Source organism: Serratia sp. JSRIV002 (assembly GCF_019968725.1).
Taxonomy (GTDB): domain Bacteria; phylum Pseudomonadota; class Gammaproteobacteria; order Enterobacterales; family Enterobacteriaceae; genus Chania; species Chania fonticola_B.
This window is the reverse complement of record NZ_CP074143.1, coordinates 3732713-3747350: the sequence shown is the minus strand read 5'-3', so window position 1 is coordinate 3747350 and position 14638 is coordinate 3732713. Positions and strand designations below refer to the sequence as shown.

Sequence of the window (14638 nt, the reverse complement as noted above, 5' to 3'; positions counted from 1 at the left end):
ATGTCGAAAACAACTCAACGTGATCATACCGAGCGCTGGTTGGTGGCACTGCTGGTGCTGGTGGCGGGCGTGTTCAGTGTGCTGATCCCACAGGTATTCTGGTCTGCGGCCAATTTCCAATCCATCGCCTCACAGATCCCCGTCGTGGGGATATTGACGCTGGCAATGGCGATCACCATGCTGACCGGTGGCATCAACTTATCCATTATTGCCACTGCGAACGCCAGTGCGCTGGTGATGGCCTGGGTGTGTACCCATCTTGAGCCAACGTTCAGTTCATTGATAGTGATGCTGTTGGCGGGGGGGGCGGTTGCCTTGGTGGTGGGGATCATCAATGGGGTGCTTATCTCGGTGGTTCGGGTATCCCCAATTTTGGCGACACTGGGCATCATGACCTTGCTCAAAGGGATCAATGTGCTGATCTCCAAAGGCTCGGCGATTTCTAACTTTCCGAGCTATGTACTGGCATTGGACCGCAGCTATTTTCTTGGGGTTCCAGTCCCGCTTTACCTGTTTGCCGTGGTGGCGTTGCTGCTTTGGCTTATGTTGGCCAAGACCCCGCTGGGCCGTCAGATATACCTGTCCGGCTCCAACGAGAAAGCCACCTTTTACTCTGGGATTAACACCCGCCGCACGCTGATTTGGGTTTATGTGATTTCCTCGTTACTGTGCGCCGTCGCGGCGTTGCTGATGATGTCGAAACTCAACTCGGCCAAAGCCTCCTACGGCGAGTCACTGTTACTTATCACTATCCTGGCGACGGTATTGGGTGGGGTAAATCCTGACGGCGGATTTGGTAGGGTCTTCGGCATTGTGTTAGCGCTGTTCCTGCTGCAAATGCTGGAGAGCGGGCTAAATATCATGGGCGTCAGTAGCTATATCACCATGGCACTGTGGGGGTCGCTACTGCTGGCGTTTATCTTTGTCAAAGGTGCGAAGGTCCCGGCATTGCGTTTCTTAAGGCAGAACAAGCCGTTGTAGTGATAGTGCAAGTTCACCAAACAGGTTCGATAGCCTCAGAAGCAGCCCACTACATCACTGTATGTTGGGCGCTCCTGTTTAACCATGGCTTGCTGAACGATAGATCCGCTGGGGTCTGCCCACCTTGCCGTAAATAATCTCCGCCACTAATTGATCGTTGGCGCTAAAAAACTCCAGGTAGCGCCGAGCGGTGGTGCGGCTCAGCCCAATTTGTTGTGCCACGCTTTCTGCCGTATGACGCACCTGCGGATCTTCGAACAAATCGCGGATCTTTATCAGCGTCAGCTCATCAATGCCGGTGGGCAACGCGGCCTGATCGCCACCGCGGGCGTAGGTGTTGAACATTTCATCAATGCGGCGTTGGTTGACCCGCGCCTTGTCTTTCAGCGCTTCGCGCCGTTGGCTAAAGCGTTGCAGGGTTTGCGCCAGGCGGTCATAGGCCAGGGGTTTGATCAGGTAATCGAACACGCCATAGCGCAGCGCTTCGGCCACGGTGTCCATATCGCTGGCGGCGGTGATAAACACAATGCCACCGCCGTAGCCTTGTAGCGTCAGTTCGCGCAGTAGTTCTATGCCTTGGCCGTCTGGCAGGAAATTATCCAGCAGGATCAGATCGGGTTTGAAACGCTCGGTCATCGTGCGTGCCTGTGCCAGGGTACCCGCCAGCCAAATCTGCCGGCATCCGCCATTCTGCTTGATGAATTCCGCATGCATTTCTGCCAACGGCGTTTCATCCTCAACAATCAGAATATTTAGCCACTCCATGTTAATTCCCCGTTGCTTAATTACGTTGCTAATTAAATCTCAGCGAGATGGTTATTTAATTAAACACTATGTCGCTAATAAAAACTATAAAAATAATTAAGTAAATAAAAACCATTAAACAACTTATTTACTGCGGGTAGATTGTGAAATAGGTCAATAATCAGGGCGTTATTTGTGTTTAACATGGCGCCATTAAATACCCCGTTCGTGTTATGGACCATTTCAACTCGATGGTTTTTAAGGTTTTTATTACACCTTAATGTTAACTGTAATGGGGTTTTGTATTTCAAATGTTATTGATAAGTTATTTTAGAGAGACTGACATGCTGGGCGATACCGTATTTACTCGGGTGAAAAGATCGGATCACAAAAATATAGCGTCAATTAATGCTTTTTTGCGTAGTAACGATCTGAATATTGATACCACGGTCGAGGTTTTTATCACCGTGACCCAGGGCGAGCAATTGGTTGCCTGCGGAGGTATCGCCGAAAATATTATCAAATGCGTGGCCATCAGCCCGCAAATGCGCGGTGAAGGCCTGGCGTTATCATTGGCGACCGAACTGGTGAATCTGGCCTATGAGCGCCATCACACCCAGCTGTTTATCTACACCAAAGTGCAGAATGAGACGCTGTTTCGCCAGTGTGGTTTTTATCCGATTGCCAGCGTGCCGGGCATCGTGGTGCTGATGGAAAACAGCCCGTGCCGCCTGAAGCGTTACGCCGCGCAACTGGCCAGCGAGCGCCAGCCGGGCGACACCATTGGCAGCATCGTGATGAATGCCAACCCCTTTACGCGTGGCCATCAATATCTGGTACGGGAAGCCGCCGCCCAATGTGACTGGCTGCATCTGTTCCTGGTGAAGGAAAACACCTCACGCTTCCCGTATGAAGATCGCCGCGATCTGGTACTGAAGGGCACCGAGGGGATCACCAATCTGACGGTGCATGAGGGGTCTCAATACGTGATCTCCCGTGCCACTTTCCCTTGCTACTTCATTAAAGAGCAGGGGGTTGCCGACGACTGTTACACCGAAATCGATCTGAAAATCTTCCGCCAGTATCTGGCCCCCGCGTTGGGCATCACGCATCGATTTGTCGGCAACGAACCGTTCTGCGCCGTAACGGCGAAATACAACCGCGACATGCGTTATTGGCTGGAAACTCCGGCGCTGCCTAGCCCACCGATCGATCTGGTGGAAATTGAGCGCTTGCAGTACCAGGGCACGGCGATCTCTGCCTCCTGGGTGCGCAAGCTGCTGGCCGCGGGAGACTTCCACGCCGCAGCGCCTTTGGTGCCGAAAGACACGCTGTACTACCTGCAGGATCTGCAGGCACAGCGCCGGGCCAAGCCAGTACCGCAAGAATTTGAGTCCGCACAATCAGGTGAACAATGAAAATAATCCGAGAAGCAATGGCCGGCACGCTGGAATCCAGCGATGTCATGGTACGTATCGCGCCAGCAGAGGGCCCGGAACACGATCTGCTGATTGCCAGCAGCGTGGAAAAACAGTTCGGCGATGCCATCCGCCACACCCTGTTGCAGGTTTTGCAGCAGTACGACGTGCCGCCGGTGCAGGTGATTGTCGACGATAAAGGCGCACTGGACTGTGTGCTGCGTGCACGGCTGGAAACCGCGCTGATGCGTGCCAGCGAAACCGCCACGCTGCCTTGGGAGGAACGCCGTGAAAACGCTGAATAAACACCGCATGCGCCGCAGCATGCTATTCGTACCGGGGGCGAATGCCGCCATGGTCAGCAACGCCTTTATCTATCAGGCCGATGCGTTGATGTTCGATCTGGAAGACTCGGTGATCCTGCGTGAGAAAGACGCGGCCCGTCGCCTGGTGTATCACGCGCTGCAACACCCGCTGTATCAGGAAGTAGAAACCATTGTGCGCGTTAATGCCTTGGATTCGGCCTATGGCCTGGCGGATCTGCAAGCGGTGGTGCGTGGCGGAGCGGATATCGTCCGTCTGCCAAAAACCGACACCGCGCAGGACGTAGTGGATATGGAGCGTGAAATCGCCGCCATTGAACGTGCCTGTGGTCGCCCGGTCGGCAGCACTGGCCTGCTGGCGGCGATCGAGTCCGCACAGGGCATCACCAACGCGGTGGCGATTGCGCAGGCTTCCCCAAGGTTGATCGGGATTGCGCTGGGTGCCGAAGACTATGTGCGCAATCTGCGTACCGAGCGCTCGCCGGAAGGCATTGAACTGCTGTTCGCCCGTTGCTCACTGTTGCAGGCTGCCCGCTCGGCCGGGATCCAGGCGTTCGATACCGTCTATTCCGATGCCAACAATGAAGCGGGTTTCCTACAGGAAGCGGCGCTGATCAAACAGCTGGGTTTTGACGGTAAATCCCTGATTAACCCACGCCAGATCGAACTATTGCACAACCTGTATGCGCCAACCGCCAAAGAAGTGGCTCATGCCCAGCGAGTGGTCGATGCGGCAGAAGCGGCAGAAAAAGAGGGGCGCGGCGTGGTTTCGCTGAACGGCAAGATGGTCGATAGCCCGGTGATTGAACGGGCCCGTCTGGTACTGCAACGCGCAGCGCTTTCCGGCGTGCGTGAAGAACCGAACCACAGCGAGGAAGCATGATGAAACGCCAACAACGCCTGATGACCTTGAACAATCACGCCGAGATGCGGCTTTATCAGGAAGCCTCCAAGGCCAACCTGCAGGCGCGTAAACCGCGCGATATCAAACGCTGTGAGTCGCTGGAAGTGGCGATCCGCCGCAGCGGCCTGCAGGACGGCATGACCATCTCTTTCCACCACGCATTCCGTGGCGGCGATCTGGCCCTCAACCAGGTGATGGATGTGCTGGCGAAGATGGGCTTCCGCAACCTGACGCTGGCCTCCAGTTCATTGACCGATTGCCATGCGCCGCTGGTCGGCCATATCCGCAACGGGGTGGTAAGCCGTATTTATACCTCTGGCCTGCGTGGGCCGTTGGCAGATGCCATTTCGCGCGGCCTGCTGAAAGAGCCGGTGCAGGTTCACTCGCACGGTGGCCGGGTCAACCTGGTCGAGTCGGGTGAATTGCAGATCGACGTTGCCTTCCTCGGGGTGCCTACCTGCGATGAGTTCGGCAATGCCAACGGTTATACCGGCGATGCCTGCTGCGGTTCGCTCGGCTATGCCAAGGTGGATGCCGCAGCGGCCCGTAGCGTGGTGCTGCTGACCGAAGCGATCGTGCCTTATCCGCATCATCCCGCCAGCCTGGCACAGGATCAGGTCGATCTGATCGTGCAGTTGGAGCGAGTAGGGGATGCGGACAAGATCGGGGCCGATGCCACGCGTATGACCTCCAACCCGCGTGAGCTGCTGATTGCCCGCCGTGCTGCCGAAGTGATCGTCGATTCCGGCTACTTTACCGAAGGCTTTTCCCTCCAGACCGGCACCGGTGGCGCTTCGTTGGCCGTAACCCGCTTCCTGGAAGACAAGATGCGTGCCCGTGGCGTTCGCGCCAGTTTTGCGCTGGGCGGCATCACCTCCACCATGGTGGATCTGCATGAGAAAGGCCTGATCGGCAAACTGCTGGACGTGCAGAGCTTTGACCGTGCGGCAGCAATGTCATTGGCTCGCAACCCAAACCATATCGAGATCAGCGCCAATCAGTACGCCAACTTCAGCTCCAAGGGCGCGTCGGTTGATCGTCTGGACGTGGTGGTGCTGAGCGCGCTGGAAATTGACACCGGCTTTAACGTTAACGTGCTGACCGGCTCCGACGGGGTGATCCGTGGCGCTTCCGGTGGCCACTGTGATACCGCAGCGGCGGCGCGCTTGGCGATTATTGTCGCACCGTTGGTGCGTGGCCGCATTCCTACGCTGGTTGAGCAGGTGACCACCTGCGTTACACCGGGCTCCAGCATCGACATTCTGGTGACCGACCACGGTATTGCCGTAAACCCGGCTCGCCCAGAACTGGCGCAGAGATTACGTGATGCTGGCCTGCAGGTGGTCACCATCGAATGGCTGCGTGAGCGTGCGCTGGTACTGACCGGCGAACCGAAACCGATCGCCTTTACCGACAACGTGGTGGCCGTGGTGCGCTATCGCGACGGTTCGGTGATTGACGTCGTACATCAGGTCGCGGAGTAACGCCATGGCTTACATCTCCCCCGAATTGGCCGCCAGCCGCGCCGTAAGTTTGCCCGAACTGCTTTCCAGCCGTGAATGCCGGCAGGCACGGCAACAGGCGTGGCTGGCGCGCCATCCTACCGCCACGCTGGTGGTGCTCACACTCGTGGTGCCGGGGGCGGTGAAAGACAGCCCCATGACGCGGCGCGTGTTCAATCTGGGCAGGCAGGCCTTGCAGCAGATGTATCGCCAGCAAGGCTGGCTTTGTTTGCAGCAGAAGACCCTGGCACTGCCCACTGGCTGCGAGGGCTATCTGGCGCTGCAAGCCGATGCCCGCGCGGTGAAAGAGGCCACCATCCAACTGGAAATCCAGCAGCCGATTGGCCGCCTGTGGGATATCGATGTACTGACCCCGCAAGGGAAGATCCTGTCGCGGCGTGAACTTGGTCTGCCTGAACGCAGCTGTCTGCTGTGCAATCAGCCAGCCAAGATTTGCGCCCGCCAGCAGAGCCACAGCACCGAACAACTGCTCACTGCAATGGAAAGGATGCTCAATGATGCACTCCCAGCCTGACTGGCAGCCGACGGTTACAGATCTTTCGCACAGCCAGCGCTTTGCTCGCGACGCCTATCGGGCGCTGTTGGTGGAGGTCAACCTGACGCCGAAACCGGGGTTGGTCGATCGCCACAACAACGGCGCGCATCGCGACATGGATATTGGCCATTTCTACCGTAGCTCAAGGGCGATTGGCCGGTGGCTGCCCTATTTTATCCGCCAGGGTATGGCCGACGCCGCTTTGCCCGCGGAGCAGCAGCTTGCACGCCTGCGCCCATTGGGCATGGCCTGTGAAGAACAGATGTTCCACGCCACCGGCGGCATCAACACCCATAAAGGCAGCGTGTTCTCGCTGGGGCTGTTGTGCTGCGCCTTTGGCCGCTTACAGCAACAACAACGGCAGATTGACGCCCAAAGCCTGTGTGGCGAAGTGGCCGAGATGTGCCGTGGGTTGGTTAGCCGGGAGCTGCAACGTAACAACGCGGGCCAGACGGCAGGGCAACGGTTATTTGCCGAGTTTGGCCTGAGCGGTGCCCGTGGTGAGGCTGAATCCGGCTTTCAGCGGGTGATCGGCGGTGCGTTACCGCTGTATCACCAGAGGATCGCCAGTGGTTGTGGAGAACAGGTCGCGCTGCTGGACAGCCTGCTGTGGCTGATGGCGCATAACGATGATACCAACGTCGCCTCGCGGGGCGGCATTAAAGGGCTGCGCTGGTTACAACACTATGCCAGCCAGTTATTGGCACAGGGAGGGGCTGGCGATGCGCAAGGAATTGCCCGTTTGCGGCAGTTCGACGTTGCGTGCATCGCCCGCAATCTTAGCCCCGGCGGTAGTGCCGATTTATTGATAGTCACCTGGCTGTTGGCGCAGTTGCCGCAGGCGGGGGCTTAAAAAAATAACGAAGCCTTCAGGAGAAGTGTCCATGTCCGAAACCAAAGAGAAAATCTGGAAAGCGATCGCCCCGTTGGTGGTGCTTGCCGTCCTGTTAATGATACCCACGCCGGAGGGGATGCCACCGCAAGCCTGGCGTTACTTTGCCATCTTTGTGGCGATGATTGTCGGTATGATCCTGGAGCCGATCCCGGCCACGGCGATCAGCTTTATTGCCGTGACCGTCAGCGTGCTCAGTTCCAACTGGGTGCTGTTTGGTGCCGAAGAGCTGGCCAATCCCAGCTTTAAAGCCGGTAAAGAGGCGCTCAAATGGGGGCTGGCCGGATTCTCCAGTACCACCGTCTGGCTGGTGTTTGGGGCCTTTATCTTCGCGCTGGGCTACGAGGCCACCGGGTTAGGGCGCCGCATCGCGCTGTTCCTGGTGAAGTTCATGGGCAAACGCACCCTGACGCTAGGCTACGCGGTGGTGATCATCGATATCATGTTGGCGCCGTTTACCCCGTCCAATACCGCGCGTACCGGTGGCACCGTATTCCCGGTGGTGAAGAACCTGCCGCCACTGTTTGATTCCTTCCCTAACGATCCTTCCTCACGCCGCATTGGTGGTTACCTGATGTGGATGATGGTGGTGGGGACCAGCATCAGTTCCTCCATGTTTGTGACCGGCGCGGCACCTAACGTGTTGGGCATCGAGTTCGTCAACAAGATTGCCGGGATCAATATCACCTGGATGCAATGGTTCCTGGCCTTCCTGCCGGTTGGGCTGTTGCTGCTGATCGTTGCTCCGTTGATTTCCTACTACCTGTATAAGCCAGGTGTAACCCACAGCAACGAAGTGGCTGGCTGGGCCAGTACGGCACTGGGGGAAATGGGTAAACTGACCCGCAAAGAATATACCTTGATCGGTCTGGTGTTACTCAGCCTGTGTCTGTGGGTGTTCGGCGGTAAAATTTTGGATGCGACCACGGTGTGCTTGCTGGCGGTATCGCTGATGCTTGCCCTGCACGTGGTCAGTTGGAAAGACATCACCAAATACTCCAGCGCCTGGAATACCCTGGTTAACCTGGCAACCTTGGTGGTGATGGCCAGCGGCCTGAGCCGTTCCGGCTTTATTGACTGGTTTGCCACCACCATGAGCACCCATCTGGACGGTTTCTCACCGAAAATGACGGTGATTCTGCTGGTGCTGGTGTTCTACTACGCGCACTACCTGTTTGCCAGCCTGTCGGCCCACACCGCGACCATGTTGCCGATGATCCTGGCGGTAGGTAAAGGCTTGCCGGGCGTGCCGATGGAACACCTTTCCATCCTGCTGGTGCTGTCTATCGGTATCATGGGGGTATTGACCCCGTATGCCACTGGCCCAGGGGTAATCATCTACGGCTGTGGCTATGTGAAGTCGAAAGACTACTGGCGTCTTGGCGGTATCCTCGGCGTGGTGTATATCGCGGCGCTGCTGTTGATCGGCTGGCCAATTCTTAGCCTGTGGTATTAAGTTAATCGGCGGCCATCCACGGATGGCCGCTGTTGCAATCCCTTCCCCCGTGACGCCCGTCACACACTTTCATGTCGAACGCCGTCATTATACAAATCCAACGTTAACCTATTCAAAATAATCATATTTAGGGAGCCTCTGCGGATGAGAAAAAAAACGTTATTACTTTGCCTGCCTTTGCTGTTCAGCGGCACCGCCTTTGCTGAGAACGACGGTTATCAACTGGAGCAGGTGCTGGTGATGAGCCGCCATAACCTGCGCGCTCCGCTGGCGAACAACGGTAGCGTGCTGGCCCAGTCCACGCCGAAAGCCTGGCCACAGTGGGATACGCCAGGTGGCTTGCTGACCACCAAGGGCGGCGTGCTGGAAGTGTATATGGGCCACTATTTCAACGCGTGGCTCAAGCAGGCGGGCATTTTGCCGCAGGAAGGTTGCCCAGCCGCTGACAGCGTTTACGTGTATGCCAACAGCCTGCAACGCACGGTAGCCACCGCGCAGTTCTTTACCAACGGCGCATTCCCAGGCTGTGACATCAGCGTGCATCATCAGGAGAAAATGGGGGAGATGGATCCTACCTTCAACCCGATTATCACCAACAGCAGCGAAACCTTTAACCAGCAGGCGTTGAGCGCCATGAATGCCGAGCTGGCATCGCTGAAGCTGGACGCCTCCTACAAACAGCTCGAGCAGATCATCGACTACAAAGACTCCCCCGCCTGCAAGATCGACAAGCAGTGCAACCTGGCCACTGAGCCGAACAAAATGAGCGCGGTACCGGGGAAAGAGCCAGGCGTTTCTGGCCCGCTGAAAGTGGGTAACTCGCTGGTGGATGCCTTTATGCTGCAGTATTACGAAGGCTTCCCGATGAAAGAGGTGGCCTGGGGCAAGATTGTGACACCGCACCAGTGGCAGCAGTTGGCCAAGCTGAAAGATGGCTATCAGGATTCGCTGTTCACCTCGTCGGTCGTCGCCCAGAACGTTGCCAAACCGCTGCTGACCTACATCAACTCGGCGCTGATTAGCGAGCGCAAGGCGGATTCACCGAAGCTGACCGTGCTGGTGGGGCATGACTCCAACATCGCTTCCTTGCTGTCTGCGATGAAGTTCAAGCCGTATGCGTTGCCGAAGCAGTATGAGAAAACCCCGATTGGCGGCAAGCTGGTGTTTCAACGCTGGCATGATGGCGAGGGCGATCGCGATCTGTTGAAGATTGAGTATGTCTACCAATCCACCGAACAGTTGCGTAATGCCGAACCGCTGACGCTGAGCACCCCGCCGCAGCGCGTCACCCTGGCGCTGGAAGGCTGTCCGGTAGATAAAGACGGCTTCTGCGCCTGGAGCGACTTTGAAAAAACCATGAAGGACGTCTTGCAATAACCGTGCTGCCGGGGCGAACCGTTTCGCCCCGGCCTGCCGCGCGGTATATACTGTCTCAACGGACCCTTGTCACGGATGAAACGTGCTCTCTTCTTTTATTCTCAATGCTGAATTATTACCGGTTGACGGTTTTGCTGGCCTGATCGCGCAGTGTCACTTCTCTGTCGCGGATTATCACGACGATCTGTTTGCTGCCGCCGGTATCGATTTCCCTGAACATGTCGCACCCGCAGTCGCCAAGCGTAAGGCGGAATATCTTGCCGGGCGCTATCTGGCGCGCTGGGTGCTGGCAGAGTTGGGCCATCAGGATTTCACTTTATTGCGCGGGGAGAAACGTGAACCGCTCTGGCCCGCCGGAATTGCCGGGGCGATCAGCCACAATAATGATACGGCGCTGTGTGCCGCTCAGCATGAGGATGGGGCAGGTGGCGTGGGCATTGATGTGGAAACGCAGATGCCATCTGTACGAGCAGAAGAGTTGTGGAGCGGCATCGTCAATGAGAACGAATGCCAGTGGTTACGCCAACATCCACAGCCTTTTAACCTGCTGTTGACGCTGGTGTTTTCCGCCAAGGAAAGCCTGTTCAAGGCGCTTTACCCGCAGGTACGCTGCTACTTTGATTTTATGGATGCGCGGATCGTCGGGTTGGATATGCAGGCGCAGACCTTTGAGCTGGAGTTGCTAACAACGTTGACGCCACGATGCCAAGCAGGCCGTCGGTTTAAAGGACGTTTCTGGCCGCGAGGTGACGCCGTAACAACGTTTATTTGTTTTTAAAATCAGCGTTTTAATACCTACGGCGTCGTAGCAGATGGCGCGCACCTTCCAGCACCAGCAACATGACCGCCAGCCAGATCGGGATATAGGTCAGCCATTGGTTGGCGTTAATGGTTTCCCCCAATAGCAGCGCGACGATCACCAGCAACACCGGTTCTACATAGCTCAGCAGGCCAAACAGGCTGAAGGGGAGCAGGCGGCTGGCAAGGATATAGCACACCAGCGCCAGAGCGCTGATAATGCCCAACAGCGGGATCTGCAAATACAGCAGCGGTTTGGCCGTCAGTGCCGCCAGCGGTTCTGAGCCACCAAGGGCAAACAGCGCGGCAACTGGCAGCATCAGCGTCAGTTCACACCACAACCCGCCCAGATGATCGGTGCCCAAGCGGCGACGCAGAATAAAGTAAACCGGATAACCTAGCGCGACGACCAGCGTTGACCAGGAAACCCCGCCCACCAGGATCAGCTCATTACCCACGCCGACCAATGCGCATAGGGCCGCCATTTTTTGCAGCACAGACAGGCGATCGCGGAAAAACACTCGCCCTGCCAACACCATGGTCAGCGGCAGCAGGAAATAGCCGAGTGAGACATCCAGCGCCATCCCGTGCAGCGGTGCCCACAGGAATAGCCACAGTTGCACGCCCAGCAGGGAAGTGGTGAGCAGCAACAACAGCACGCGTTGCGGATGCTGCCGTAGCCAGTGCAGCATCTCTTTCACCCGCGCCCAGTCGCCGGAAAACAGCATAAACAGCGTCAGAAACGGCAGCGTCAGCAGGGTGCGCCAGCCATAGATTTCCTCGCCGTCGAGTGGGGTTAGCATTGAGGTGTAGTAATACATCACGCCGAACAGCAGGGAAGCGACGACGGAAAGTATGATGCCTTTGATCACCAGCGTTCCTGATTATTAATGGAATTTCCTGCGGCTACTCTAAGGCTATTTAGCTCTAACAACAATGGATTACGCTGGACTGGACAACAACGGCCAAGCGGTTAGAATTACACCTGTGTATTTATCCAGGTAATGACGATGACAATCGATCTGTTTGAAGATGCGCTGCCGCCGCCCTGGCGTGAGGAAATCGCGCCGGGGGCGGTGGTATTGCACGGCTTTGTTCGCGATCACGGGCCGGAACTGCTGGCGGCGGTCAACGGCGTGGTGGCACAGGTGCCTTGGCGGCATATGACCACGCCGGGCGGCTTCACCATGTCGGTGGCCATGAGCTGGTGCGGCAACGGCTGGAACAGCGATAGCAATGGCTACCGCTATTCGCAACGCGATCCCGGTACTGGCAAAAGTTGGCCAGAAATCCCGGCAATTTTGCTGGCTTTGGCCGATGAAGCGGCCTTGCAGGCCGGGTTCGGTCATTACGTCCCGGACTCCTGCCTGATGAACCGCTACGATCCGGGCAGTAAGCTTTCACTGCATCAAGATAAAGACGAGCATGATTTTACGGCACCGATCGTTTCGGTATCGCTTGGGCTACCGGCCGTTTTTCAGTTTGGTGGCCTGCATCGCAGCGACAGAACGCGGCGCATCCCGCTGGCCCACGGTGATGTGGTAGTCTGGGGTGGCCCGTCGCGATTATGTTTCCACGGCATCATGCCGGTGAAAGAGGGCTATCATTCCCTGGTGGGGTCACACCGTATCAATATCACCCTGCGCAAGGCGCTTTAACGCGGGTTCCTGGCCTAAACTGGCCACCAGATAATCGATAAACACTCGCAGCTTGGGGGGCAGATGCTGAGTTGGGGCATACAGCAGCCACAGATCGCCATGATAGCTGCTGAGGAAATCCCACTCTGGCAACACCTGCACAATCTCACCGCTGGCTAGCGCCTGGTGGGCGGTAAAGTAAGGCAGGCTGCCGATACCGATATGCTGTTTCACCGCATCCAACCGAACCCCGGTGTGGTTGGCGGCATAGCGACCCCGCACATTGACCGAAACCGTCTTGCCATTGCGGCGAAAACGCCAACGTGCGTCGCTGGGCGTCTCCCCCAGATAAATACAGCTATGCTCCGTCAGGTCTCGTGGGTGACGCGGCGTGCCCTGTTGGGCCAGGTAATGCGGAGTGGCGCATAGCAAATGTTCGATGGTCATCAACGGGCGGCCGATCAGGCCCGGTGACGGTCGGTCGGTGATGCGCAGCGCCAGATCGACCCGATCGTCGATCAAATCCATATAACGGTCCTCCAGCCGCAGATGGACATCCACCTGCGGATAGCGCCGTAAGAACTCTGGCATGTGAGGGTGCAGGACAAAGTGCCCGACGGCTTTCGGTACGCTGATGCTGATTGTGCCTTCCGGCTCCGAGCTGTTCTGGTCGCTGATGGTCAACACTGAGTTGGCGGCATCCAGCATGCTGCGGCAGCGCTGAAACACGGCCTCGCCTTGCTCACTCAGGCGCAGTTTGCGGGTGGTGCGGTGCAACAGCCGTACGTTCAGCGCTTGTTCCAACCTGGCAACGCTGCGGCTGGTGGCAGAAGGCGAGCTGCCTAACTGGCGGGCGGCGGCGGAGAAGCTGCCGCTTTCCACCACCTGAACAAAAACGGCCATTTCAACCAGCAGTGTGGTGGAAAGATTTGTGCTCACGGCGCAAAGGTCCATTGTAAAGAAGACGGATTATCAGCCGATTATGGCACGAATATAATAACGGCGTTAACCAGGAGAGAGCCCATGACCGAACGACTTTATTATTATCACGATGATTTGCAGCTCCAGGCTCAGGTATTGTCCTGCACGGCGCAAGAGGATGGCAGCTATGCGGTGCAGTTGGATGCCACGCTGTTTCACCCACAGGGCGGCGGGCAGCCGAGCGATAGCGGCACGATCGGCGGTGTAGCGGTATTACGTGTTGCTGCGCAGGGCGATCAACTGCTCCATTATCTGGCCGCCCCCCTGCCTTGTGGTCCGGTGACGCTGGAAATCGACGGGGAGCAACGCCACTTACATACCCGCTGGCATTCTGCCGGGCATCTGATTGGCTGGCTTGGGGAAAACCGGGGCTGGCAGCCGGTGAAAGCGCACCACTGGCCGGGGGAAGGGCGTATTACCTTTGCACCGGGTGCACAGGCAACGGAACTGCAACCAGAATATTTGCAACAACGGCTGACGGACTTGATCGCCGCCGACTTGCCACGCAGGCAGCAGGAACAGCAAGGCGTCCGTCAGGTTGGGTTTGGCGATCTGCCTGCTTATGGCTGCGGTGGCACCCATGTGCGTTCGCTGGCGGAGTTGGGCAAGGTGCAAATTACCGCCGTCAAGATGAAGAAAGGGCAGTTGATTGTGCAGTATCAGGTAGCATAACCAAGGGCACCCTCTTTATTTTCCTGACCCTGCATTGCGTAACTGCGTACAGAAGGCGCACTGGCAGCCCATGACCGGCACGGCTGCACAGGTGCTGGTATTCACGGCCTGCATTGCCATGAAATGAAAACCGTAAAACTGATTTACCAGCTGCTTTTCAATGCTGGGAGCCTTTGCTGGTGGTAATTCGGGTTGGCGAGGTTGGAAGGCGGTAGCCTTGCCAGCCAGCATGCTAAGGAATAACAAAGAGAGCTGTGCCTTCATGCTTTATCTCCTGCAAGACGAAAATGATACATTATAACAAAATCGGTTTATTGCCAAGCCACCTGCCTTGTGCGTTTTCTATCATTAGTTAGCTAAATTAGTTCGTTCAACTCCGTGCCGTTTTGGTTTGTTA

Annotated in this window: 16 protein-coding genes; 12 read left to right on the top strand and 4 right to left on the bottom strand. The window is 57.0% G+C overall.

Annotation, left to right across the window (positions count from 1 at the left end):
* Entirely contained in the window at positions 1-981 is a 981-nt protein-coding gene (locus tag KGP26_RS17635; RefSeq protein WP_223499999.1) for an ABC transporter permease, read from the top strand.
* A gap of 78 nt (positions 982-1059) precedes the next feature.
* On the opposite strand, the gene dpiA is transcribed toward KGP26_RS17635, so the two are convergent.
* Positions 1060-1746: a two-component response regulator DpiA gene (gene dpiA, locus KGP26_RS17630; protein WP_059201159.1), complete on the bottom strand. Its 687-nt coding sequence runs from the start codon at positions 1744-1746 to the stop codon at positions 1060-1062.
* A gap of 323 nt (positions 1747-2069) precedes the next feature.
* On the opposite strand from dpiA, the gene citC reads away from it, so the two are divergent.
* The 9 genes from citC to KGP26_RS17585 all read left to right on the top strand — a co-directional run bounded on the left by citC (position 2070) and on the right by KGP26_RS17585 (position 10931).
* Positions 2070-3143 (top strand): [citrate (pro-3S)-lyase] ligase, encoded by a 1074-nt coding sequence (citC, locus tag KGP26_RS17625; protein WP_218519168.1) that lies wholly within the window; start codon positions 2070-2072, stop codon positions 3141-3143.
* Positions 3140-3448, top strand: a complete 309-nt coding sequence (gene citD / locus KGP26_RS17620; RefSeq protein ID WP_071680964.1) for a citrate lyase acyl carrier protein — start codon at positions 3140-3142, stop codon at positions 3446-3448. Before citC ends, citD begins: the two co-directional genes overlap by 4 nt.
* Before the next feature lie 7 nt (positions 3449-3455).
* The gene (gene citE / locus KGP26_RS17615) at positions 3456-4349 is read left to right on the top strand and encodes a citrate (pro-3S)-lyase subunit beta (RefSeq protein ID WP_059202058.1); all 894 of its coding nucleotides are present in this window, start codon (positions 3456-3458) and stop codon (positions 4347-4349) included.
* The gene (citF, locus tag KGP26_RS17610; protein ID WP_223665664.1) at positions 4349-5854 is read left to right on the top strand and encodes a citrate lyase subunit alpha; all 1506 of its coding nucleotides are present in this window, start codon (positions 4349-4351) and stop codon (positions 5852-5854) included. Before citE ends, citF begins: the two co-directional genes overlap by 1 nt.
* Before the next feature lie 4 nt (positions 5855-5858).
* Complete coding sequence (gene citX, locus KGP26_RS17605; RefSeq protein ID WP_094982591.1) at positions 5859-6407, top strand: citrate lyase holo-[acyl-carrier protein] synthase; 549 nt, start codon at positions 5859-5861, stop codon at positions 6405-6407.
* Positions 6388-7281 carry a triphosphoribosyl-dephospho-CoA synthase CitG gene (gene citG / locus KGP26_RS17600; RefSeq protein ID WP_021805784.1) on the top strand — a complete coding sequence of 298 codons (894 nt, stop codon included), beginning with the start codon at positions 6388-6390 and terminating at the stop codon, positions 7279-7281. The genes citX and citG overlap by 20 nt, the downstream gene beginning before the upstream one ends.
* A gap of 31 nt (positions 7282-7312) precedes the next feature.
* Positions 7313-8776 (top strand): anion permease, encoded by a 1464-nt coding sequence (locus KGP26_RS17595; RefSeq protein ID WP_021180306.1) that lies wholly within the window; start codon positions 7313-7315, stop codon positions 8774-8776.
* A gap of 144 nt (positions 8777-8920) precedes the next feature.
* Positions 8921-10153 carry a bifunctional glucose-1-phosphatase/inositol phosphatase gene (gene agp, locus KGP26_RS17590; RefSeq protein WP_223664341.1) on the top strand — a complete coding sequence of 411 codons (1233 nt, stop codon included), beginning with the start codon at positions 8921-8923 and terminating at the stop codon, positions 10151-10153.
* Positions 10154-10235: 82 nt separating this feature from the next.
* Positions 10236-10931: a 4'-phosphopantetheinyl transferase gene (locus KGP26_RS17585; protein WP_223664339.1), complete on the top strand. Its 696-nt coding sequence runs from the start codon at positions 10236-10238 to the stop codon at positions 10929-10931.
* Between the two features lie 10 nt (positions 10932-10941).
* On the opposite strand, the gene rarD is transcribed toward KGP26_RS17585, so the two are convergent.
* On the bottom strand, positions 10942-11823 hold the full coding sequence (rarD, locus tag KGP26_RS17580; protein ID WP_223664338.1) for an EamA family transporter RarD: 882 nt from the start codon (positions 11821-11823) through the stop codon (positions 10942-10944).
* A 138-nt stretch (positions 11824-11961) separates the two neighbouring features.
* Here rarD and alkB point away from each other — a divergent pair, with 138 nt between their 5' ends.
* Positions 11962-12609, top strand: a complete 648-nt coding sequence (alkB, locus tag KGP26_RS17575) for a DNA oxidative demethylase AlkB (protein ID WP_021805780.1) — start codon at positions 11962-11964, stop codon at positions 12607-12609.
* Here the strand turns inward: alkB and KGP26_RS17570 are convergent.
* Entirely contained in the window at positions 12571-13527 is a 957-nt protein-coding gene (locus KGP26_RS17570; protein WP_021805779.1) for a LysR family transcriptional regulator, read from the bottom strand. The two genes, alkB and KGP26_RS17570, sit on opposite strands and share 39 nt — an antisense overlap.
* An 84-nt stretch (positions 13528-13611) precedes the next feature.
* Here KGP26_RS17570 and KGP26_RS17565 point away from each other — a divergent pair, with 84 nt between their 5' ends.
* Entirely contained in the window at positions 13612-14241 is a 630-nt protein-coding gene (locus KGP26_RS17565; protein WP_223664337.1) for an alanyl-tRNA editing protein, read from the top strand.
* 15 nt (positions 14242-14256) lie between these two features.
* Here KGP26_RS17565 and KGP26_RS17560 read toward each other — a convergent pair whose 3' ends face one another.
* Entirely contained in the window at positions 14257-14505 is a 249-nt protein-coding gene (locus tag KGP26_RS17560; RefSeq protein WP_021805777.1) for a hypothetical protein, read from the bottom strand.
* Between the last annotated feature and the right edge of the window lie 133 nt (positions 14506-14638).

Bases quoted from the DNA above. Each gene is read 5' to 3' on its own strand.
- KGP26_RS17635 (WP_223499999.1), top strand. From the start codon at position 1: ATGTCGAAAACAACTCAACGTGATCATACCGAGCGCTGGTTGGTGGCA.
- dpiA (WP_059201159.1), bottom strand. From the start codon at position 1,746: ATGGAGTGGCTAAATATTCTGATTGTTGAGGATGAAACGCCGTTGGCA.
- citC (WP_218519168.1), top strand. From the start codon at position 2,070: ATGCTGGGCGATACCGTATTTACTCGGGTGAAAAGATCGGATCACAAA.
- citD (WP_071680964.1), top strand. From the start codon at position 3,140: ATGAAAATAATCCGAGAAGCAATGGCCGGCACGCTGGAATCCAGCGAT.
- citE (WP_059202058.1), top strand. From the start codon at position 3,456: ATGCGCCGCAGCATGCTATTCGTACCGGGGGCGAATGCCGCCATGGTC.
- citF (WP_223665664.1), top strand. From the start codon at position 4,349: ATGAAACGCCAACAACGCCTGATGACCTTGAACAATCACGCCGAGATG.
- citX (WP_094982591.1), top strand. From the start codon at position 5,859: ATGGCTTACATCTCCCCCGAATTGGCCGCCAGCCGCGCCGTAAGTTTG.
- citG (WP_021805784.1), top strand. From the start codon at position 6,388: ATGATGCACTCCCAGCCTGACTGGCAGCCGACGGTTACAGATCTTTCG.
- KGP26_RS17595 (WP_021180306.1), top strand. From the start codon at position 7,313: ATGTCCGAAACCAAAGAGAAAATCTGGAAAGCGATCGCCCCGTTGGTG.
- agp (WP_223664341.1), top strand. From the start codon at position 8,921: ATGAGAAAAAAAACGTTATTACTTTGCCTGCCTTTGCTGTTCAGCGGC.
- alkB (WP_021805780.1), top strand. From the start codon at position 11,962: ATGACAATCGATCTGTTTGAAGATGCGCTGCCGCCGCCCTGGCGTGAG.
- KGP26_RS17565 (WP_223664337.1), top strand. From the start codon at position 13,612: ATGACCGAACGACTTTATTATTATCACGATGATTTGCAGCTCCAGGCT.
- KGP26_RS17560 (WP_021805777.1), bottom strand. From the start codon at position 14,505: ATGAAGGCACAGCTCTCTTTGTTATTCCTTAGCATGCTGGCTGGCAAG.